Here is a 20,618-nt window from a genome sequence, read left to right as displayed (position 1 = left end):
CGCGCGCCTGGCATCGTGGGGTACATGTGCAGGAACATCCGGGTGCTGAACAACTTCGAGCCGCCGGCCACCGAGGACGAGATCGAGGCGGCCGCGCTGCAGTACGTGCGGAAGGTCGCGGGCATGACCCGGCCGGCCACGGTCAACCAGGAGGCGTTCGACGCCGCCGTGCAAGCCGTGGCCGAGGCGACCCGGACGCTGCTGGACAATCTGGTCACCCGCACGCCGCCGCGCGACCGCGAGGTCGAGGCGGCCCGCGCCCGCGCCCGCGCGGCCGAGCGCTACGGCCCCCGCGACGCGAACTGATCCGCGATCCGCGGGCCGCCGGTCGACCTGTTGCGTTCGGCCGCGGGCCGCGACAATCGACATCGCACCGAAATCCCGCCTGTGCCGCACTGGGGCACGCCGAGGGGGCGGGACCGTGCCGGCCGTGCCCCTGGACCTGTGCCCGAACGTCCAGGGGCGCGGCTGGACGCACCGCCCAAACCGGGACATAGCGGTCCGTCAGATCCGGGCAAGCGCCTGCTGTGCATGCCCGGGGACCGGATCGGGCCCGGGGAGGTACGACGGCGGGCCGGGCTACTCGATGGGCTGGGCCACGTCGCACACCAGGTCGTCCGGGCCGGCGGCGCCGAAGTCGGCGAAGTAGACCTCGCGCGGCGAGGCGGACGGCAGCACGCCCTCCCGCTCGGTCCACTGCCGCACCGCGTCGTACGCGGACAGGATCTGCGGGAAGGCCACCTGCGCCTTGGTGATCCGGGTGTAGGCCTCCCGGTGGGCCGGCTCGACCCGGGTCGCGGCCTCGATGGCCCGGGCGGGGTCGGGGCGCACCGGCAGGCAGATCTCCACCGGCCCGTCGCTGTCCTCGTTGACCTCGCCGTGGTAGATGATGAAGCACGGGCCGGCCATCCCGTCGCCGTGCCCTCGCGCCAGCTTGAGCAGCCGCCCGATCGCCTCGTCGATCCAGGCCGGCAGGTCCTGCACGTACACGTGCCGCTGTTCCGTGAGCACGACCTGCTCCGGCACGTCGCGCACCTCGATGTCGTACATCTCCAGCAACCCCTCCTCGCCGAGCAACCGGATGCGCAGGTGCCCGACGAGCTCGCGCCGCGCCGCCACCCGGTACTCCTCGTCCGTCCAGTACTTGTCCAGCAGCGCCACCGCGGCCTGCGGGTCCTCCGCGCCGGTCGCCACGATCTCGGCGATGCGGGCCAGCGGCATGTCCAGCCGCCGCAGCCGCGCCACGAGCCGGGCGTGCTCCAGCTGCGCGGGCCGGTACCAGCGGTACCCGGTCCGCTCGTCGACCAGCGCCGGGGCCAGCACGCCCTGCTGCTCGTAGAGGCGCAGGGCCCGCGGCGACAGCCAGGACCGGCGGGCGAAGACCCCGATCGTGAGCAACCCCGTGGTGTCCATGCCCCGACAATGCCCCTTGACCCAGGGTGAAGGTCAAGCCGCAACGGTACTGAGGTCAGCCTCGATGCCGTAGTGGTCGGACAGGTACACGCGCCGTCCGTCGCCGAGCGTGGTCATGTCGTCCTCGAGCGTGAGCCGGCAGGTGGCCGCCACCGGGCCGCGCAGCAGCACGTGGTCGAAGGCCGGCGGGTCGGGCCACTGCGGGATCGGCCGGTACGTCGGGCGGGTGTCCCCGGCCATCGCGTCGCGCAGCCCCTGCGCCGCCAGGAACCCGGTCAGGACCGCCGACTCCCGCGGCAGGTTCATGTCGCCGGTGACGACCACGGGCGCGTCCGGGGCGAGGGCGGACAGCTCCCGGCCGAGGCGGGCCAGCTCGGCGCGGGCCACGGCCGAGTACCGGTTCTGCGGCGCCCAGTCGTCGTCGCGGTTGGCCGACAGGTGCGTGTTCACCACGGTCAGCCGGCCGTCCGGGGTGTCGAGGACGGCGAGCTGGGCGCCCTTGCGCATGAGCAGCTCCGGCCGGACCGGGCGGGTGAGCGGGAACCGGACGAACCGCGCGGCGGTGATCGGCCAGCGCGACAGCAGCATCAGGCCGCCCTTGACCAGAGTGGCGCCGCTGTGCCGCCGGTGCGGGTAGGCGGGGGCCAGCCGGGCGATCAGCCGTGCGCTGCCCGGGGCCATCACCTCCTGCAGGCAGACCACGTCGTAGGCGCGCTCCTGCAGCATCGCGCCGATCGCGGCCATCCGCGGGCGGACGTCGCCCTTGAACAACGCGTTGAGGGTCAGCAGCCGCAGCACGCCGCATCCTACTGCGCGGGCATCGATACGTGCGGGTACGGCGGATCCGCCCCGCTCGCGCTGCGTGATCAACGGCGCCGGGACGTGCCGGGCGGGGATCGCCGGCTCGATCGACCTCACCCGCTGGACCTGCTGATACGTAAGTTTCAGGCCCGTCGCGTGGTAGACGTCGCGGCCCGGGCCGCGGCCTTGACGCGGTCCCGGGACACTGCGGACCGTGATTGCGCCCTAGCCCGGTAAGTCTTCAGTGAGGAGACCCGATGAGGCGCAAGCTCGCCCTAGTATCGGTCGCCGCAGTCGTGGCGACCACCGGTCTCGTCGTGGTCGCCAATCAGGCGTTCGCGGCGGCCGGCTGCACCGCGAAGTACACGATCGTGAACCAGTGGCCCGGCGGCTTCCAGGCCCAGGTCGACGTGACGAACCTCGGCGACGCCATCACCAGCTGGAACGTCGGCTGGGACTTCGGCAACTCGTCGCAGACGATCACCCAGATCTGGAACGCGGACAAGACACAGTCCGGCCTGCACGTCAGCGCCACCAGCCTGTCGTACAACGGCAACGTCGCCACCGGCGGAGCGCTGTCGTTCGGGTTCAACGGCGCCTGGAGCGGCAGCAACCCGGCCGGCGCGAACCTCACCCTCAACGGCACCGCCTGCACCGGCGGCACCACCACCGGCGGGCCGTCCTCGTCCAGCCCGTCGCCGTCCACCTCGACCAACCCGGGCGCGCCGACCGTGGCGCTGACCAGCCCGACCAACGGCTCCAGCTTCACCGCACCGGCCACGGTCGGCCTGGCCGCCTCGGCCACCGCCCCCGGCAGCTCGGTCAGCAAGGTCGACTTCTACAACGGCACGACGCTGCTCGGTACGGACACCACCTCGCCGTACACCTTCAGCTGGACCAACGTCGCCGCCGGGAACTACTCGCTGACCGCCAAGGTGACCAGCGCGGCCGGTGCCACGACCACCAGCGCCGCGGTGTCGATCAGCGTCACCACCACGGGCGGCGGCGGGACCCACGTCGACAACCCGTACGTCGGCGCCAAGGTCTACGTGAACCCGGACTGGTCGGCCAAGGCCGCCGCCGAGTCGGGCGGCAGCCGCATCTCCAACCAGCCGACCGGTGTCTGGCTCGACTCGATCGCGGCCATCACCGCCCCGTCGGGCTCCGGCTACACCACGAGCCTGCGCAAGCACCTCGACAACGCGCTGGCCCAGGGCGCGACCCTGGCCCAGTTCGTGATCTACGACCTGCCGGGCCGCGACTGCGCGGCGCTGGCCTCCAACGGCGAGCTCGGGCCGACGGATATCGGCCGGTACAAGACGGAGTACATCGACCCGATCGCCGCCATCGAGGCCGACTCGAAGTACGCCTCGATCCGGATCGTCAACATCATCGAGATCGACTCCCTGCCCAACCTGGTGACCAACGCCGACGGCCAGGCCGGCGCGACCGCCGCCTGCGCCACCATGAAGCAGAACGGCAACTACGTCACCGGCATCCAGTACGCCCTGGGCAAGCTGCACGCGGCGGGCACCAACAACTACGAGTACATCGACGCCGCCCACCACGGCTGGATCGGCTGGGACAGCAACTTCACCCCGTCCGCCCAGCTGTTCGCCAGCACCGCCAAGGGCGCCGTCGGCGGCGTGAACACCGTCGACGGCTTCATCACCAACACCGCCAACTACTCGGCGCTGTCCGAGCCGTGGGTGCAGCCGAGCACCACCGTCAACGGCCAGTCCGTGCGCCAGTCCAAGTGGGTCGACTGGAACCAGTACACCGATGAGCTCACCTTCGCCCAGGCGTTCCGCACCGCGCTGGTCGGCCAGGGCTTCAACTCGAACATCGGCATGCTGATCGACACCAGCCGCAACGGCTGGGGCGGCTCGGCCCGCCCGACCGCCGCGAGCACGTCGACGGACGTGAACACGTACGTCGACCAGTCCCGCATCGACCGGCGCATCCACGCCGGCAACTGGTGCAACCAGAGCGGGGCCGGCCTGGGCGAGCGCCCGCGGGCCACTCCCGCGACGGGCATCGACGCCTACGTGTGGATCAAGCCGCCGGGCGAGTCGGACGGGTCCAGCTCGCTGATCCCGACCGGGCCGAACAACCCGGGCGGCAAGGGCTTCGACCGGATGTGCGACCCGACGTACACCGGTAACGGCCGCAACGGCAACAGCCTCAGCGGCGCGCTGCCCAACGCCCCGGTCTCCGGCGCGTGGTTCTCCGCCCAGTTCCAGCAGCTCATGCAGAACGCCTACCCGGCGCTGTAGCAGTGCCGTAGCAGGGTCCCCGCCGGTCGGCGGGGACCCTGTGCCGTTCAGCCCGCCCAGGCCGGCGGCCGCCGCGCGGTCCCGGGGCCGGGCGAAAGGCGGCGTCAACGCATGGTGGCGGTGGCCTCCGAGGTGCCGACCTTCTGCGCCGCGAGGGCCTTTACGATGGCGGCCGTCTCGTCGTACCCCAGGATCAGCACCCCGTCGGGCGCGTCGGCGCGCACCCGCGCCGCGATCCCGCCGAAGTCTTCGGCGCTGGTCGGGTAGGAGACGAGGGACACGGCCGTGTCCGGCATGCCGGAGGCGACGAGGTCGGCCTTGACGTTCTTCTGCAGCCCCAGGCCGTAGGCGTCCTCGCGGGCCACGATCGTCACCTTCCGCGGGCCGTCGCGCATGATGACGTCGGCGAGGGCCCGGGCCTGCAGCGTGTCCGGGGGAGCGGTACGGAAGAACAGCCCGTTGTCGGCGACCGTGCTCAGCTCGTCCGACGTCGAGGACGGCGAGACGAGGATGCGCCCGGCCGCGGCGATCTTCGGGATGACCGACTTCGTCACGCTGGAGGAGGACGCGCCGATGATGACCTGCACGCCGAGGCCGATGAACCGGTCGACGGTGGCCGCGGCGACGGCGGCGTCCGTGCCGTCGTCGCCGTCCACCCACTCCACCGGCTGGTCGAGCACCCCGCCGGCCGCGTTGAGGTCCTGCACGGCGAGGCGGGCACCGGCGAAGCGGGGGGCGCTGCGGAAGGCCAGGCGGCCCGTGTGCGGCATCAGCCCGCCGACCTTGAGCGCCGGCGGCTTCTTCGAACCGCCCTTGAGCGGGGGCGGGAACGCCGGCGCGGGCGTGGACGAGGCGAGGGACTCGTCACCGGCGCCCACGTACTCGGTCAGGTTGTCGTTGACGGTGTTGTCCCGGCCGAAGTGCAGCGTGCCGTAGGAGGCCGACGACGGCTCCCCGTTGTCGGTGAAGCCGCTGCGGCGCATCGACACCCCGCGGTACGCGAAGTCCTTGCCGTTCCTGGCCAGCGGCAGGCAGGTGGCCGCGCTGTCGCAGATCGTGCCCGACGTGGTCGCCCCGACCATGAACTTCGCCACCGTCGTCGCGTCGCTGGTGCGCGCCGACTCGGCGGCCAGCCCGGCGATGAGCACCGCGTCGTAGGCCTCGGCGGCGTATCCGTAGTCGGCGAGGGTCGGGTCCACCGTACGCAGGCGATCCTTGAACGACTGCGGCAGCGCGAGCAGCGGCGCCGTGCCGGTCATCCCGGACAGCAACGCGGGCGCGTCGGTCAGCTTGTCCTTGAGCGAGTTGCTCATGTTGGCGTCGGAGCCGTAGAGGTGCACCACGATCGGCTTGCCGGGGTCGGCGCCGCTCGAGGGTGTGGAACCGCACCCGGTGGCGACGGCTGCCACCCCGACCATTGCGGCGACCATCGATGTCTTGCGTCCCACGTGCTCCCGCCTCCTGTGGATAACCCCGGCGACCCTATGGGCGCCCTGCAGGGGGAACACGGTCCGTCGTCGAACCTTGAGCAAAACTTGCGATGGAACGGGATGGAACGCATTTCCTGCGTAACGCTACGTAGGAAGGACTCGCCCATGTCCCTCTCGGCCGCCAAGAGCCGCGCACTGAAGGCCCGCGACCAGATCGATACCGGCCGCTCCGCCGCGGTCGACGCCGACCCCCTCGCCGGGGTGCTGCCGTTGGTGACCGACCTGGAGCGGCGGGTCTGCGAGGGCCTGTTCGCGGGCCGCTATCCCGCAGTGGGACCCTGCCGGTAGTGGCACGAACCGGGGAGTCCGCTTCCGTCGCGGGGCGCCAGGCTGAGTGCCATGGCGTACGCATACCAACCGCAGCAGGCGTGGCACCCCTACCCAGTCCGCTCCAGCGCCCCGATCTCCCTGCACGTCGTGGCCATCTTCCAGTACCTGATGGGCCTCGCCGTGCTGGCGGGCGCCACCCTGATGGCGCTGGCGCTGGCGAACGTCGCCCCGAAGTGGGAGTTCCACACCGGCAACGACGTCTACACCACCCGCCCCGAGATGCTCACCACCGCGACCTACGTCGTGGTCGGCGCCGTCGCCGCGATCGGCCTGGCCTTCATCGTCCTGGGCCGCAAGGTCCAGCGCGGCCGCAACTGGGCCCGCGTCCTGCTGACCGTGCTCAACGCCGTGAGCATCGCCGGCGGCGTGTGGCAGGGCTACACCTCGGGCGCCCCGTACACCGCCACGCTGATGTCGATCGCGTTCCCGCTGCTGTTCGTCATCCTGCTCAACACCCGGGCGGCGCGCGGCTGGTGCCGCTACCGCACATACTGAGCCGAGGCCCTTCCGGGCCTCGGCTGGCGGCTGGCGTTACTCCTTCACCATCGTCTTCTTGGTCTTGAGGCCAGGGGCCTTGTCCTGCTTGGCGGCCTTCTTCGGGTCCGTCGCGGCGAGCGACTTGGCCTGGGCCTTCGCCTGCAGCGAGTTCTCCGGCGTGGTCTCGCTGGTGGTGTAGTGCCCCGGCAGCGAGATGGCGTTGCCGAGCTGCGGGATGAGGTTGGGCGACAGGGCGTTGGGACCGCCGATGAGCACCACGTCGGCCATGGCCGCCGAGTTGGCGGACAGGTACTCCGAGACCTGGTGGTCCAGGCTGTTCGGCGCCGTGAGCAGCAGCGGGCCGTAGTTCGCGCCGATCATCGCGCCACCGGTGAGGGCGTCGTACCACGATGTCATCGTGGCGATGCCGGCCGTGCGCGGCGAGCCGAAGAAGAACTCGGCGATCATCCGCGCCGTGTCCTGCGCGAACTGGCCGACGAGGTCCCACCGTCCCCATCGCAAGCCGACCCAGCCCGGCAGCTGTCCCCGGTTGTAGGCGTTGATCAGGGCCCGGTCGGCGGGGCCGCCCGCGGTGACGATGTCGACCTGGGTCGGGTTGAACTTCCTGAGGTACGCGACCGTCTCAGGCGTCAGCATGTCGCCTGCGGTCAGCACGATGACGGTGCCCGGGTTGGCGCCCGCCGCCGCGCCCGCGGCGAGGGCGTCGTAGTAGTTCAGCGCGGTGGACAGGATGATGGTGTCGGGCGTCGTGGTGATCGCGTTGGCGACGGCGATGGCCGTGTCGAAGAGGCTCTCGCCGGCGACGCGGTGGGTGGTGTACCCGAGGCTCTTGAGCCGGTTCTCGATCGGGGCGGGAAGGGCGGAGGTGCCGCCGAGCAGGTAGACGTCGCCGGAGGTGCCCAGCACGCGCTTGATCTCGGCCTCGACGCTGGCCGGCAGGCCGTCGCGGGGGGTGATGAGCAGCGGGGCTTCCTTGTTGATGGCGAGGGCCGAGCAGGACAGGGCGTCGTAGTACACGTCGTTGCGGGACAGGACCACGGCCTTGGCCTGCGTGCGTACCGGGTCTGCCTGGCCGTGGTCGGCGTAGTTCCACCGCGATGTCGCGATCGCGGTGTCCAGAGCCGTTTGTCCCCAGACCCGCTCGACCTGGCCCGAGCGCACCGGCTGCCATGTCGGGAAGGCGCCGACGGTGACCACGGGCGTGACGATCTTGCTCGCGACGTTGATCTTCTTGATGCCGGTGGCGGTGAGGTGGCTGGTGGCGCTGGCGAACAGGATCGTCGAGCCGTCCGGCGACCACTTCGGCTGGACGTTCCACGCGCCGCCCGTCGACGCCTCGGTGGTCAGCTGGACGGGGTTGGAGCCGTCGCTGTCGGCCAGCCACAGCTGGGACGGGCCGGGCATGGTCTCGGTGCGGACGAAGACGATCCGCGACCCGTCGGGCGAGACGTCCGGGTCCCAGCCGTTGGTGATGATTTGGGGCCCGGTCTGGTTGTTGAAACGGACGATCGAGCCGGTGACGCCGATGCCCTGGTCGTAGTAGATCGTGCCGTCCACGGCCACGGTCGGCCGGTCGGGCTCGGAGGCGGAGGCGACAAGCAGCGCCGAGTCGAACCAGTTGCCGCCCGTGCCGACGTACCGCAGGCCGGTGTTGAGGTCGCTGAAGACGACGAAGCGGCCGTCCTGGGTCACCGTGAGGTTGTGCGCGGAGTGGGTCGGCACGTCGATCAGCGACACCATGCCCGTGCCGTCGGGGCGCACGGAGTACAGCTGGCCGCCGGTGCCGTAGAAGAACCGGCTGCCGTCCGGCGCCCATTCACCACCGCTGACGTCACTGCTGGCGAGCACGCGCGCGTTGGCGCCGTTCGAGTCCGCGATGTAGACCTTGCCGAAGGCGCTGTACGTGATCTGGCCGACCTCGCCGGGAAGCGTCGCGGAGGCGGCCTTCTCGGTCGCTGACATGACGAGCGGCGCGGCGGCGGTCGTGGCCGCGGCGGCGGCCACCGCCCGGAGCATGGACCGGCGGCTGAGCGTGGATGACAACGCGTTTCCTCCCCGAATACGTGTGAAGCCCCCGGGGTACGGCGTGTGGGCGCCGGCCGCGCGGAAGGCGACTCGCACTGTAAGGCCCGCTGCCTGCGAAAAGGTAGGCCGTGGCACTGTGCCGCCGCCGAGGCCCTCCTGGGCCCCGGCGGCGGCTGGCGTTACTACTTCACCATCGTCTTCTTGGTCTTGAGGCCAGGGGCCTTGTCCGGCGTGCCCTTCGGGCTGCGGGTCTTCGGGTCCGTCGCGGCGAGCGACTTGGCCTGGGCCTTCGCCTGCAGCGAGTTCTCCGGCGTGGTCTCGCTGGTGGTGTAGTGCCCCGGCAGCGAGGACGCGTTGCCGATCGGGGCGACGAGGTGCTGCGGCAGGGCGTTCGGGCCGCCGATGAGGACCACATCGGCCACGGCCGCCGACTGGGCGGAGAGGTAGTCGGAGACCTGGTGGTCCAGGGCGTTGGGCACGGTGATCAGCAGCGGGCCGTAGTTCGCGCCGATCATCGCGCCGCCGGTGAGGGCGTCGTACCACGACGCTGTCGTGGCGATGCCGACCGTGCGTGGCGAGCCGAAGAAGAACTCCGCGATCATCCGCGCGGTGTCCTGCGCGGCATCGCCGACGAGGTCGTAGCGTCCCCAGTCGCGGTTGACCCAGCTCGGCAGCTGTCCCCGGTAGTAGGCGTTGATCAGGGCATCGTCGCCGGGGCCGCCCGCGGTGACGATGTCGACCTTGGTCGGGTCGAACCGGTTGAGGTAGCGGGCGGTCTCGGCCGGCATGTCGGCTCCGGCGGTCAGCACGATGACGGTGCCCGGGTTGGCGCCTGCCGCCGCGCCCGCGGCCAGAGCGTCGTAGTAGTTCAGCGCGGTGGCGATGATGATCGTGTCGGGCGTCGGCGTGATCGCGTCGGCGACGGCGATGGCGGTGTCGAAGAGGGTGTAGCCGGCGACCCGGTGCGTGGTGAACCCGATGTTCTTCAGCCGGGTCTCGATCGGCGCGGGAATCGCCGCGACATCGCCGAGCAGGTACACGTCGCCGGAGTTGCCCAGGACGCGCTTGATCTCGGCCTCGATGCTTGCCGGCAGCCCGTCGCGGGGGGTGATCAGTAGCGGGGCTTCCTTGTTCACGGCGAGCGCCGAGCCGGACAGGGCGTCGTAGTACACGTCGTTGCGGGACAGCACCACGGCCTTGGCCTGCGTGCGCACCGGGTCCGCCTTGCCGTGGTCGGCGTAGTTGTACCGTGACGTCGCGATCGCGGTGTCCAGGGCCGTCTGCCCCCAGACCCGCTCGACCAGGCCCGACCTGACCGGCTGCCACGCCGGGGTGTCACCGTAGGTGACCACGGGCGTGACGACCTTGCTCGCCACGTCGATCTTCTTGATGCCCCTGCTGTTGCCGGAGTTGATGGCGCTGGCGAACAGGATCGTCGAGCCGTCCGGCGACCACCTCGGGTCGACATTCCACCCGCCGCCGGCCCCCTCCTCGGTGGTCAGCTGGACAGGGTTGGAGCCGTCGCTGCCGGCCAGCCACAGCTGGGCCTTGGCGTTGACGATGTCACTGCGGACGAAGACGATCCGCGACCCGTCGGGCGAGACGTCCGCGCCCCAGCCGTTCTTGATGATCTCCTGGGGCCCGGTCTGGCCGTCGAGGCGGAGGATCGAGCGGGTGTCGGGGCCGCCGCCCTGGTCGAAGAAGATCGTGCCGTCCACGGACACCGTCGGCCGCTCGATCGTGCCGGTCGCCGGGGCCGCGTAGAGCAGCGTCGAGCCGTACCAGTTGCCGCCCGTGCCGGTGTACCGCAGGCCGCTGGCGCCGTTGAAGATGATCAGGCGGCCGTCCTGGCTCACCGTGACGTCCCGCGCGTACTCGCCCGCCCCGGTCAGGTTCAGCAGCCGCAGCCGGCCCGAGCCGTCGGCTCGCACGGAGTTCAGCTCGGTGCCGGTGCTGTAGAAGAACCGGCTGCCGTCCGGCGCCCATGTACCACTGCCGACGATGCTGTCGATGAGCGCGCGTGCATTGGCCCCGTTCGCGTCCGCGACGTAGACGATGTTGCCGGCCCAGTACGAGATGCGACCGACCTCGCCGGGAACCGTCGCGGTAGCGGCCTTCTCGGTCGCGGACATGACGAGCGGCGCGGCGGCGGTCGTGGCCGCGGCGGCCACCATTGCCCGGAACATGCCCCTACGGCTGAGCGTGGATGACAAGGTGTTTCCTCCCCGAATATGCGTTGAGCCCCCGGGGTACGGCGGGTGGGCGCCGGCCGCGCGGAAGGCGACCCGCAGTGTAAGGCCCGCTGCCTGCGAGAAGATAGGCCCGTGGCACTGCGCCGAACCGCGTGCCTTGACCGCCGTCGGGGCCTTTCTGGCCCCGACGGCGGTTGGCCGTGCTACTGCACCATCGTCTTCTTGGTCTTGAGGCCCGGGGCCTTGTCCGACATGCCCTTCGGGCTGCCGGCCTTCGGGTCCGTCGTGGCGATCGACCTGGCCTGGGCCTTCGCCGTGAGTGAGTTCTCCGGCGTGGTCTCGCTGGTGGTGTAGTGACCCGGCAGCGAGGACGCGTTGCCGATCGGGGCGACGAGGTGCTGCGGCAGGGCGTTGGGGCCGCCGATGAGGACCACATCGGCCACGGCCGCCGAATGGGGCATGAGGTAGTCGATGACCTCTTGGTCCAGGGCGTTGGGCAGGGTGATCAGCAGTGGGCCGTTGTTTGCGCCGATCATCGCGCCGCCGGTGAGGGCGTCGTACCAGGACGCCGTCGTGGCGATGCCCACCGTGCGTGGCGAGCCGAAGAAGAAGTTGGCGATCCCCGTCGCGGTGTGCTGGGCGGTAAAGCCGATGATGCCGTGGCGTCCCCACTTCCGGTTGGCCCAGTTCGGCAGCTGTCCCCGGCGGTAGGCGTTGATCAAGGCTCGATCGCCGGGGCCGCCCGCGGTGACGATGTTGACCTGGGTGGGGTCGAACCGGTTGAGGTAGGCGGCGGTCTCGGCCGGCATGTCGTCGCCGGCGGTCAGCGTGAGGACGGTGCCCGGGTTGGCGCCCGCCGCGGCGCCCGCGGCGAGGGCGTCGTAGTAGTTCAGCGCGGTGGCGACGATGATGGTGTCGGGCGTCGTGGTGATCGCGTTGGCGACGGCGATGGCCGTGTCGAAGAGGGTGTTGCCGGCGACGCGGTGGGTGGTGAACCCGATGCCCTGCAGGCGGGCCTCGATCGGGGCCGGGATGGCCGCGGTGCCGCCGAGCAGGTACACGTCGCCGGAGTTGCCCAGCACGCGCTTGATCTCGGCCTCGATGCCGGCCGGCAGGCCGTCGCGGGGGGTGATGAGCAGCGGGGCCTGCTTGTTGACGGCGAGCGCCGAGCCGGCAAGGGCGTCGTAGTACACGTCGTTGCGCGACAGCACCACGGCCTTGGCCTGCTTGCGGCCCGTCTCCGCCCTGCCGTGGTCGGCGTAGTTGTACCGTGATGTCGCGATCGCGGTGTCGAGGGCCGTCTGCCCCCAGACCCGCTCGACCAGCCCCGGGTTGATCGGCTGCCACGCCGGGTTGGCGCCGATGGCGACCACGGGCGTGACCGTCTTGCTCGCCACGTCGATCTTCTTGATGCCGGTGGCGGCGGCGTTGCCGGTGGCGCTGGCGAACACGATCATGGTGCCGTCCGGCGACCAGTTCGGCTGGACGTTCCACGCGCCGGCTGCCGCCTCGGTGGTCAGCTGGACGGGGTTGGAGCCGTCGCTGCCGGCCAGCCACAGCTGGGCCTTGCCGTTCGCGCTGTCACTACGGACGAAGACGATCCGCGACCCGTCGGGCGAGACGTCCGCGTCCCAGCCGTTCGTGATGACCTCCTCGGGCTCGGCCTGGCCGTCGAAGCGGAAGATCGAGCGGGTGTCGAGGGTGCCGCCCTGGTCGAAGAAGATCATGCCGTCCATGGACACCGTCGGCCGGTCGACCGAGATCCCGGCGTAGAACAGCTGCGTGCCGTCCCCGTTGCCGCCCGCGGCGCAGTAGTGCAGGCCGTTGTCGTTGCTGAAGATGATGAAGCGACCGTCCCGGGTCAACGTGAGGTTCCGCACGGACGGGATGATGCGACCCGACAGGTCGGTCCCGTGTGGGCCGCCGGGGGGCGCGGAGCCCAACGAATCGCCACCGCTGCAGAAGTACCGGCTGCCGTCCGGCGCCCATGCACCGCTACCGACGACGGGTGCGCCGAGGTCGACGATCGCGTGCGCATTGGCCCCGTTCGCGTCCGCGACGTAGATGATGTTTCCGACGACGTACGAGATCTGGCCGACCTCGCCGGGAAACGTCGCGGAGGCGGCCTTCTCGGTCGCTGACATGACCAGCGGCGCGGCGGCGGTCGTGGCCGCGGCAGCCGCCACCGCCCGGAATATGGCCCTACGGCTGAGCGTGGACGACAAGGTGTTTCCTCCCCGAATATGTGTCGAGCCCCCGGGCGTACGGCGTGTGGGCGGTGCCGGCCGCGCGAAGGTGACCCGCAGTGTAAGGCGAACGGCCTGCGAGAAGACAGGACCATGGCACTGCGCCATGGTCCTGTCGTCGTGCTCGGGCTCGCTATCACGGGCATCGGTGCGCGCGCATCGCCGCGAGCAGCCATGCGAACGCGGGTACGGCCGGCGGTCCCGCGTCGGTGGCGTTGAGCGTGCCGAGGAGCTGCCAGTAGCGCTCGATCCGGGCGTCGGCCACCATCTCCAGCCAGGCGACGAGCGCGGTGGCTTCTTCGGCGGGCAGGTCGGCCGGCACGACCCGGTCGAGCGTCTCGCGGCCCTCGGCGGAGGCGGGTGAGACCCCGCGTTCGACGGCGCCTCCGGCGTGGGCGAGGACGAGCGGCCGGATGTTCAGGCCGAACTCCACCCGCGGGTCATCGGCGGCGCTCAGTACCATCGCCCGGATCTTCTGCCGGAAGTCCCGGTCGGCGACCAGCTCGGCCAGCTCCAGCCAGGCATCGATCTGCTCGTCGGTGAGATCCTCGCCGACCGCGGTGGGCAGCTCGCGCATCCAACCGGCGATGACGGTGGCATCCGGGTCGGCCGCACCGTCGAATGCCTCCTCGACGAAGTCGTCGATGATGCGCTGGCGCTGCTTCGCGGACAGTCTGGTGAGCTTGGCCATCAAGGTCATCTCCTCGGTCGTGCTCTGCCGGCGGGCAACGGTGTGCATGACCTTGCGTCGTACCTGCAGCGTGCGGATCTCCGCATCGAGCGCCTTGACGTGAGCCGCCGCAAGGTCGGCCAGCGTGACGTGCCTGGCCAGCAGCGCCGCGACGGCATCGAGGCCGAGGCCCAGATCACGCAGCGTCCGGATGAGCTCCAGCCGGGCGACGGCCACCACGTCGTAGAGCCGATACCCCCCGCTGGAACGGCCGGCCGGCGGTAACACGCCCCGATCCGACCAGAATCGGACGGTCCGGGCCGATACGCCGGCGTACTGCGCGAGCTGCCCGATCGTGTAGAGCTCCGATTCGCGATCCACGCGCCAAGCTTGAAGGTTCCACCGGGTGGAAGCTCAAGCGCTTCCCGCCTCGCCGGGCTCGCTCCGTCAGGCCTCGCGGGACGCGAGGGCCTCGGCGATCATCCGGTGGCCCTGGGCTTCGAACCCCTCGTCGCCCACTCGGTAGGCCCAGACCGCGGTGCCGATCGCCTCGCGGCATCGGTTGCGGTGCCAGGCGCCCGTCTCGCGGGGATCGGCACCGTACCCGTCGACGAAGGCGGCCTCGAGGCTCGGGTCGCGGCGGAACTCCTGGGCGGCCAGCCGGGCGAAGTCGGTCGCCGCGGGCCGCATCCCCGCACGGCCGAAGTCGATGACGCCGATGACCCCGTCGCAGGCGAGCCAGTTGCGGGGCTGCCAGTCCCCGTGGGTGGGCACGAGGGTCGCCGGCGGCGTCGGCCAGGACGCGATCTCGGCCCGCAGCCGCTCCACCGTGGCCGCGGCGATGCGGTGTGGCTCACCGAAGCGCGCCAACGCCCGCTCGTTCTCGCGCCGTTCGTAGTCGTCGTCCACGACGACGGTCTGAGCGTGAAGCAAAGCCAGTAACTCGCCCGCCTGCCGATACGTGCCCGGGTAGTCGGCGTGCTTGCTGCCGAGTACCAGTTCACCGGGCAGGTACCGGGTGACGAGGACCTTCACGTCCGCGCTGCCGTGCACGAGGGACGGCGCGCGGCCCCTGCTGGTCCACGGGTGCAGCCAGTGGCGATGGGCATGCAGTTCGCGCTCGATGTGCGCGTCGTCGTTGCCGCCGGCCTTGACGATGAAGCGCGATCCGGCGTGGGCCAGCTCCAGTACCGTCGTCTCCACCAGACCCCAGCTGTGGTCCCGCTCGACGGTCGCGCCCGGCAGCCACCGGTCCACCAGGGCCCGCTGCCGAACCGAAAGGTTCCCGAGGCCGGACGTCACAGCAGGGATCGTACGAGGCGGCGCCGGGGTGCGGCGAGGAAGCCGGGATCTGGCAGAGTGCGATCATGGTGGTGACGAACCCGTGGCTCGCCGGCCCGAGCCCGACGAAGCGGCTGGATCGCGAGCGGCTGGAAGAACGCATCCTCAATCTGCTGTCGTCGCAGAATATGTGCGTCCTGGCCACGGCCGGTCCCGATGGGCCGCTGGCGACCCCCGTGCGGTACTTCCACCTCGACTTCACCGTCGTCTTCACCGCGATGGGGACCTCCCCGAAGATGCGCAACATCCGCGCGGACCCGCGGGTCTCCATCGGCGTCTTCGCGCCCCTGGTCGGGCAGGCGAGCAGTAGGGGAGCGCAGCTGTTCGGCACCGCCCGGATTCTCGAACCGGGTGACGCTGACTACGAGCGGTACTGGTCGGTGGTCCGCTGGCAGTCCGACCACGTCGAGCGGTCCCGACCCCTCGACGAGCCGCCCCTTGGACCACTTGGCGTGGTCGCGGCCGAACGGATCGTCTACACCGAGCATTGGCTGCGCCGAGAGGGCTACGCACCACGGCAGTTCTGGCGCGACGCGCGACCGCCTGCCGACGCCGGGGGTGCTCCGTCAGCGTAGTTCGAGCTGGACGCAGTCGGTGAGGGTGGCGCCGGTTACCTCGTCGAGCAGGCGCCAGCGCGGTGGGATCGACACGTGCCGCAGGGTATCGCGGTGTAACGGTTCTGGGCCCTAAATCGCCGCTGGCCGGCGCCGTGTACAGCTGTCGATCTAACACTTAGGCTTCTTTCCTAATTGATGGTCGTGCGGGCCGAGGGAGTCCTCCGATGCGCCGAATCCTTGCTGCGCTTGCCCTGATCGTCGCCGTCCTCGTCGCACCCGCCCGTCCGGCCGCCGCCGCGGTGACCCCGCTGCAGATCTACGGCGCCTGGCACTGCGGCAACGACTTCTGCACCTGGGGTGCCGTGCGGACGGTGGCCGAGTTCGACTCCCAGAACCACTGGCTGGTGGACCGCGGCGACGGCCGTCCGTCCGTCAACGTCGTCGTGCTGAGCTTCGTGGACCCGCTGAAGCTGCTGCACCTGAGCGACGACGCGACCACGGTCGCGGGCGTCCCGCGGGGCATGACGCCGGACATCGTCGGCTACTTCAGCGGCCGTGGCGTCCGCGTGATGCTCTCGATCGGCGGCATCACCTACACCGGCGCCTGGAACTCCGCCCTCACCGAGAACGCGGCGCAGCTCGGCCGCAACGCCGCCGCCGTCGCGCAGCGGCTGCGGGTCGGCATCGAGATCGACTACGAGGAGGGCACCAGTCCGAACCTCGCCGGGCTGCAGGCGTTCATCGACGCGTACCGCGCGGCGCTGCCGTACGACGCGACCGGCGCCAACCCGGCGGCGCGGCTGACCATCGACGTGGCCGCCGGCGACCGGTACCTCATCGCCCTCAACCGCAAGGCCACCGCCGACTGGCTGCGCACCGACCAGCCGGTCCTGGACTACGCCAACGCGATGGTGCCGGCGCGGCAGCCGTCGGCCAGCGCGGCGGTCGCGAGCTGGCAGGAGCACATCGACGGCAAGTCGAACTACGCGCCGCCGGTGCCCCCGCTGGCCCCGGCCAAGTTCACCGGTGCGTTGTTCGTCGCCAACGGTGGCAAGGCCCTGCCGGAGTGCACCAACTTCGCCTCGTCGCTGCAGAAGTCCACCGGCACGTTCGTGCAGTCGGCGGCGCCCAACGGCGCGGGCACCACGGCCGGGCTGCTCGGCTACATGTTCTGGGCGGCCGAACGGCCCTCCACCCGCGGCATCGGCACCGTGCCGCCGAACACGTGCGAGGGCGGCATCGGCGCCGGCGCCACCGCGTACCAGATCCAGATCCCGATGCCCGCACTGCGGCAGAGCTGACCGAGGCCGGCACGGGCCGATCGCACGCCGTCGGCGCCGCCCCGAATCGGGCGGCGCCGACGAACCCCGGGGTGAGCGGGGCATGGCAGGATCGCGGGCATGGCGATCATGGATCGGGACGAGTTCTGGGCGATCGTGGACCGCGCGCGCGAGGGCGTCGACGACACCCGGACCGGCGAAGGCGCCGAGGAAGTGGCGGGTCGGGTCGGGCACCGCCTGACCGAGCTGGGCCGGGAGGCCGCCGTCGCGTTCCAGGTCCGCTACGACGCGCTCGGTCCGGAGTCGTACGACTGGAACCTCTGGGGCGCCGCGTACCTCGTCAAGGGGGGCTGCTCGGACGACGCCTTTGACTACTTCCGCGGCTGGCTCGTCGCGCAGGGTCGCAGTACGTGGGAGCGGGCACTTCGAGACCCGGACACGCTCGCCGAGCTCGGCATGGACCCCGACGACGACTTCCTCGAGTGCGAGGACATGCTGTACGTCGGGCGGGCGGCCTTCGAAAGGGTCGAGGACTTCTACGCCGCGGTCGACGCGGCGCGCGCCGAGCTGCCCGCGGCGACGTTCAACGGGCCGCTACTCGGCGACGAATTTGATCATGACGATACCGGCGAGGTGCGCGCTCGCTACCCTCGCCTGGCCGAGATCTACCTCTAGTTCGTCACCCCGAGAAAGCCGGAGCGCCGCATGGCGGGCATGCGGCGCTCCGACGGCGCTCAGGATTTGTTGCCAGGTCCGAGTCAGAGACCGCGGACGTTCTCCGCCTGAGGACCCTTCTGGCCCTGGGTCACCTCGTACTCCACCTTCTGGCCTTCCGCAAGCTCGCGGTATCCAGTGCTCGCGATGGCGGAGTAGTGGACGAAGACGTCCGGGCCGCCGTCGTCCTGCTGGATGAAGCCGAAGCCCTTTTCGGAGTTGAACCACTTGACAGTACCGCTAGCCACACTTTCCTCCTGTTAGCGGGCGCAGTCCATCGCAGATCGTCGGCGATGGCCTTTCTGCCCCGCCCGTACCATACCTGCTCCGGGCGTGAACTGCGCTACCGAGGTCTGCCTTCATACTCCGAAGATCCACTCGAACGTGTGCCACGACAGATGTCGCGACCGTCGCGGGTGTCGCCCGAGTATGAGTGCGGCCGGATGTATGAAGCGGCCCGCGGTGGGAAGCGCCTGCTGGACCGGTTACGTCGAGGGGGCCGTGCCGATGTCGTTCAGCGAGATGGCGGCCAAGGGGTCGCGAGCCCGGGCGGCGGTCGTCGGCGTGGACGGCACCGCGGAAGGTGAGCGGGCGATACGGTGGGCCGCGCACGACGCCGCGCGCCTGGGGCGGCCGCTGCACCTGCTCCACGTCTGCGCCGGGCCGACGCTGGTGTACCCGCCACCGGGCCTCTCGCTGCCGGTGGCCGGCGCGCCGCGGCCGACGACACACGCCGCGCGGCTGATCACCGACGCGGCCGTCCTCGCGCGCCAGGTCTGCGCCGGGCTGGACATCACCGGGGAGACCATCGGTGGCCGGCCGATCCCGATCCTGCTGGCGGCGTCCGAGCACGCCGCGACGGTCGTGGTGGGCAGGCGGGGCATGGGGGAGGTCGGCGCGGTGGTCGCCGGCTCGACCGCCGTCGACCTGGCCGAGCATGCGGCCTGTCCGGTGGTGGTCGTCCGCGAGCGTCGCGGCGTCGGCGGCCCGAACCAGGGGCGCGTCGTCGTAGGCGTCGACGGAACCGCGGCCTCCGAGGCGGCCGTCGCGTTCGCCGTCGAGCAGGCGGCGGTTCGTGGCGCCGGGCTGACCGCGGTGCACGCCTACCAGTTGCCGGTCGACCCGGCCCTCGGCGGAACCCTGCCCGGGTACTTCGACCTGGGCGCCCGCAGCCAGGCGGCGCAGCGGCTGCTGTCGGAGGCGATGTCCGGCTGGCGCGAGCGGTGCCCGGAGGTGGACCTGCGGCTGCACGTCGAGCTCGGCGGGCCGGTCGGGGCGCTGAAGCGGGCCAGCACGGGCGCGGAGCTGCTCGTGGTCGGCACGGGCGGGCGCGGAACGCTCCGCGGCCTGCTCCTCGGGTCCGTCAGCCGGGCGATGGTGCACCACGCACCCTGCCCGGTCGCCGTGGTGCGCCCCCGGACGCCCCGGGCGCGCTGAGCAAGGGCCCGGGTCGGACGATCGAGCCGCAGGCCGCGAACCAGCGGCGGCCCGGGTGCGGCATGATGCCCGCATGGCATTGACGCGGGGGGTCGAGCCGGCGGGGCTGGCCGACGACCGGTGGCTGCGCCCCGAGTGGGACCGGGCGGCGCTGCTCACCATCGACACCCAGATCGACTTCATCGAGGGCGGGGCCAGCCCGATCCCCGGCACCGCGGCCGTCCTGCCCGCCGTGGCCGGGCTGGCCGCGGCCTTCCGGGCGGCCGGGCGCCCGATCGTGCACGTGATCCGGCTGTACCGCGGAGAGGACGTCGACCTGGCCCGCCGCACCCTGCTCGACGAGGGCGCCCCGATCGTGCGCCCCGGCAGCCCCGGCGCCGAGCTGGCCGCGCCGATCGTGCCGCCGGGCGCGCCGCGGCTGGACGCCGAGCGGCTGCTGGCCGGCGGGTTCCAGCCGCTGGGGCCGGGCGAGTGGGCGATGTGGAAGCCGCGGTGGGGCGCGTTCCACCGCACGGGCCTCGAGGAGTTCCTGCGCGCCCACGACGTCTCGACCGTCGTGGTCGCCGGCTGCAACTACCCCAACTGCCCGCGGGCGGCGATCGTCGGCGCGAGCGAGCGGGACTTCCGGGTCGTGGTGGCGGCCGACGCCATCTCCGGCACCGACGAGCGGCACCTGGCCGAGGCGGCCCGGCTCGGCGCCCTGCACGCCCCGGCCGCGGTCATCGAAGCGGCCGTCACGGCGTGACCACCGAGCTGCCGGCGCAACGGCATCGCGCCGGCAGCGCCTCATGAAGCGTTGACGACCGGGTTCTCGCTAGCTGGGCCGGCGAGGCCGTGAAGCGGGTCGACTGGGGTGCGGCGTCGCACGGCGTCGTGCTGCGCGACCTGCCGGAACGACGACACGTCGCTGCCATTCACAGCCATCACGGCAAGTTTCGATCAAGAGCGCCGCGGCTACGATCCGCCACGGCGGAGAAGATGACATCTGTCATGGTTTCGAGCGGTTGCCGAGGGCGACCCGGCGTGTTGACATGATCGGGAAGCGCCCGCGGCGAGCTGCGGGAACGAGACGATCGGGTTGGAGTGGGCTGGTGTCGGCCTGGCCGGTGTGGGTGGTCGGAGGGCTGCTGATCGTCGTCGCGGGCTTCGCGGCCGCGTTCGTGCCGCGCTGGCGGGCCGGGGCCCGGGAGCGGGCGGTGGCCTGGTCCGGGGCGCGGGCGGCGATCGGGGTGGCGAGCGTGAGCCGGGACGCGGCGCCGCGGCGGCTGGCCGAGGCCGAGCAGCTGCTGGCCCGGGCCGGGGCGATCGCGGCCGGGCGGGGCGGCGAGGCCGCGGCCCGCGAGGCCGC

19 protein-coding genes are annotated in these 20,618 nt (G+C 71.5%); 10 read left to right on the top strand and 9 right to left on the bottom strand.

From position 1 onward, the window contains the following. Positions 1-24 precede the first annotated feature (24 nt). The gene (locus ABD352_RS31955) at positions 25-306 is read left to right on the top strand and encodes a DUF2277 domain-containing protein (protein WP_344616235.1); all 282 of its coding nucleotides are present in this window, start codon (positions 25-27) and stop codon (positions 304-306) included. 273 nt (positions 307-579) lie between these two features. Here ABD352_RS31955 and ABD352_RS31950 read toward each other — a convergent pair whose 3' ends face one another. Both ABD352_RS31950 and ABD352_RS31945 read right to left on the bottom strand, forming a co-directional pair. Beyond that, on the bottom strand, positions 580-1,413 hold the full coding sequence (locus tag ABD352_RS31950; RefSeq protein ID WP_344616234.1) for a MerR family transcriptional regulator: 834 nt from the start codon (positions 1,411-1,413) through the stop codon (positions 580-582). Positions 1,414-1,446: 33 nt separating this feature from the next. Continuing rightward, positions 1,447-2,211: an endonuclease/exonuclease/phosphatase family protein gene (locus ABD352_RS31945; RefSeq protein WP_344616233.1), complete on the bottom strand. Its 765-nt coding sequence runs from the start codon at positions 2,209-2,211 to the stop codon at positions 1,447-1,449. Between the two features lie 260 nt (positions 2,212-2,471). Between ABD352_RS31945 and ABD352_RS31940 the strand changes: the two genes are divergently transcribed. After that, positions 2,472-4,490, top strand: coding sequence for a glycoside hydrolase family 6 protein (locus ABD352_RS31940; protein ID WP_344616232.1), 2,019 nt, complete (start codon positions 2,472-2,474; stop codon positions 4,488-4,490). Between the two features lie 104 nt (positions 4,491-4,594). Here the strand turns inward: ABD352_RS31940 and ABD352_RS31935 are convergent, their stop codons facing one another. Continuing rightward, complete coding sequence (locus ABD352_RS31935) at positions 4,595-5,938, bottom strand: ABC transporter substrate-binding protein (protein ID WP_344616231.1); 1,344 nt, start codon at positions 5,936-5,938, stop codon at positions 4,595-4,597. A gap of 147 nt (positions 5,939-6,085) precedes the next feature. Between ABD352_RS31935 and ABD352_RS31930 the strand changes: the two genes are divergently transcribed. Then, positions 6,086-6,268, top strand: a complete 183-nt coding sequence (locus ABD352_RS31930) for a hypothetical protein (protein WP_344616230.1) — start codon at positions 6,086-6,088, stop codon at positions 6,266-6,268. A 51-nt stretch (positions 6,269-6,319) separates the two neighbouring features. Next, on the top strand, positions 6,320-6,805 hold the full coding sequence (locus ABD352_RS31925) for a hypothetical protein (protein WP_344616229.1): 486 nt from the start codon (positions 6,320-6,322) through the stop codon (positions 6,803-6,805). Between the two features lie 36 nt (positions 6,806-6,841). Here the strand turns inward: ABD352_RS31925 and ABD352_RS31920 are convergent, their stop codons facing one another. The 5 genes from ABD352_RS31920 to ABD352_RS31900 all read right to left on the bottom strand — a co-directional run bounded on the left by ABD352_RS31920 (position 6,842) and on the right by ABD352_RS31900 (position 15,243). Then, positions 6,842-8,851 (bottom strand): cell wall-binding repeat-containing protein, encoded by a 2,010-nt coding sequence (locus tag ABD352_RS31920; RefSeq protein ID WP_344616228.1) that lies wholly within the window; start codon positions 8,849-8,851, stop codon positions 6,842-6,844. 164 nt (positions 8,852-9,015) lie between these two features. Next, positions 9,016-11,019, bottom strand: a complete 2,004-nt coding sequence (locus ABD352_RS31915) for a cell wall-binding repeat-containing protein (RefSeq protein WP_344616227.1) — start codon at positions 11,017-11,019, stop codon at positions 9,016-9,018. A gap of 209 nt (positions 11,020-11,228) precedes the next feature. Next, on the bottom strand, positions 11,229-13,211 hold the full coding sequence (locus ABD352_RS31910; RefSeq protein WP_344616226.1) for a cell wall-binding repeat-containing protein: 1,983 nt from the start codon (positions 13,209-13,211) through the stop codon (positions 11,229-11,231). 196 nt (positions 13,212-13,407) lie between these two features. Then, positions 13,408-14,322 (bottom strand): helix-turn-helix domain-containing protein, encoded by a 915-nt coding sequence (locus tag ABD352_RS31905; RefSeq protein ID WP_344616225.1) that lies wholly within the window; start codon positions 14,320-14,322, stop codon positions 13,408-13,410. 66 nt (positions 14,323-14,388) lie between these two features. Then, entirely contained in the window at positions 14,389-15,243 is an 855-nt protein-coding gene (locus ABD352_RS31900) for a phosphotransferase (RefSeq protein WP_344616224.1), read from the bottom strand. A gap of 65 nt (positions 15,244-15,308) precedes the next feature. Between ABD352_RS31900 and ABD352_RS31895 the strand changes: the two genes are divergently transcribed. The 3 genes from ABD352_RS31895 to ABD352_RS31885 all read left to right on the top strand — a co-directional run bounded on the left by ABD352_RS31895 (position 15,309) and on the right by ABD352_RS31885 (position 17,794). Continuing rightward, positions 15,309-15,857: a pyridoxamine 5'-phosphate oxidase family protein gene (locus tag ABD352_RS31895; protein ID WP_344616223.1), complete on the top strand. Its 549-nt coding sequence runs from the start codon at positions 15,309-15,311 to the stop codon at positions 15,855-15,857. Between the two features lie 206 nt (positions 15,858-16,063). Beyond that, on the top strand, positions 16,064-17,140 hold the full coding sequence (locus ABD352_RS31890; RefSeq protein ID WP_344616222.1) for a glycoside hydrolase family 18 protein: 1,077 nt from the start codon (positions 16,064-16,066) through the stop codon (positions 17,138-17,140). 99 nt (positions 17,141-17,239) lie between these two features. Beyond that, complete coding sequence (locus ABD352_RS31885; protein ID WP_344616221.1) at positions 17,240-17,794, top strand: DUF4240 domain-containing protein; 555 nt, start codon at positions 17,240-17,242, stop codon at positions 17,792-17,794. An 83-nt stretch (positions 17,795-17,877) separates the two neighbouring features. Here the strand turns inward: ABD352_RS31885 and ABD352_RS31880 are convergent, their stop codons facing one another. Then, on the bottom strand, positions 17,878-18,081 hold the full coding sequence (locus ABD352_RS31880) for a cold-shock protein (RefSeq protein ID WP_344616220.1): 204 nt from the start codon (positions 18,079-18,081) through the stop codon (positions 17,878-17,880). 214 nt (positions 18,082-18,295) lie between these two features. Here ABD352_RS31880 and ABD352_RS31875 point away from each other — a divergent pair, with 214 nt between their 5' ends. The 3 genes from ABD352_RS31875 to ABD352_RS31865 form a co-directional block, all read left to right on the top strand. Then, on the top strand, positions 18,296-19,270 hold the full coding sequence (locus tag ABD352_RS31875) for a universal stress protein (protein WP_344616219.1): 975 nt from the start codon (positions 18,296-18,298) through the stop codon (positions 19,268-19,270). 73 nt (positions 19,271-19,343) lie between these two features. Continuing rightward, positions 19,344-20,015 carry a cysteine hydrolase family protein gene (locus ABD352_RS31870; protein ID WP_344616218.1) on the top strand — a complete coding sequence of 224 codons (672 nt, stop codon included), beginning with the start codon at positions 19,344-19,346 and terminating at the stop codon, positions 20,013-20,015. A 346-nt stretch (positions 20,016-20,361) separates the two neighbouring features. After that, positions 20,362-20,618 (top strand): DUF6403 family protein (locus ABD352_RS31865; RefSeq protein ID WP_344616217.1); only part of this gene is annotated, 257 nt, incomplete at its 3' end.

Origin of the sequence: Dactylosporangium salmoneum, assembly GCF_039532525.1 — a bacterium.
Lineage (GTDB): Bacteria > Actinomycetota > Actinomycetes > Mycobacteriales > Micromonosporaceae > Dactylosporangium > Dactylosporangium salmoneum.
Note: the sequence above shows the minus strand (reverse complement) of the source record. Positions and strands in the feature narration are given on the sequence as shown.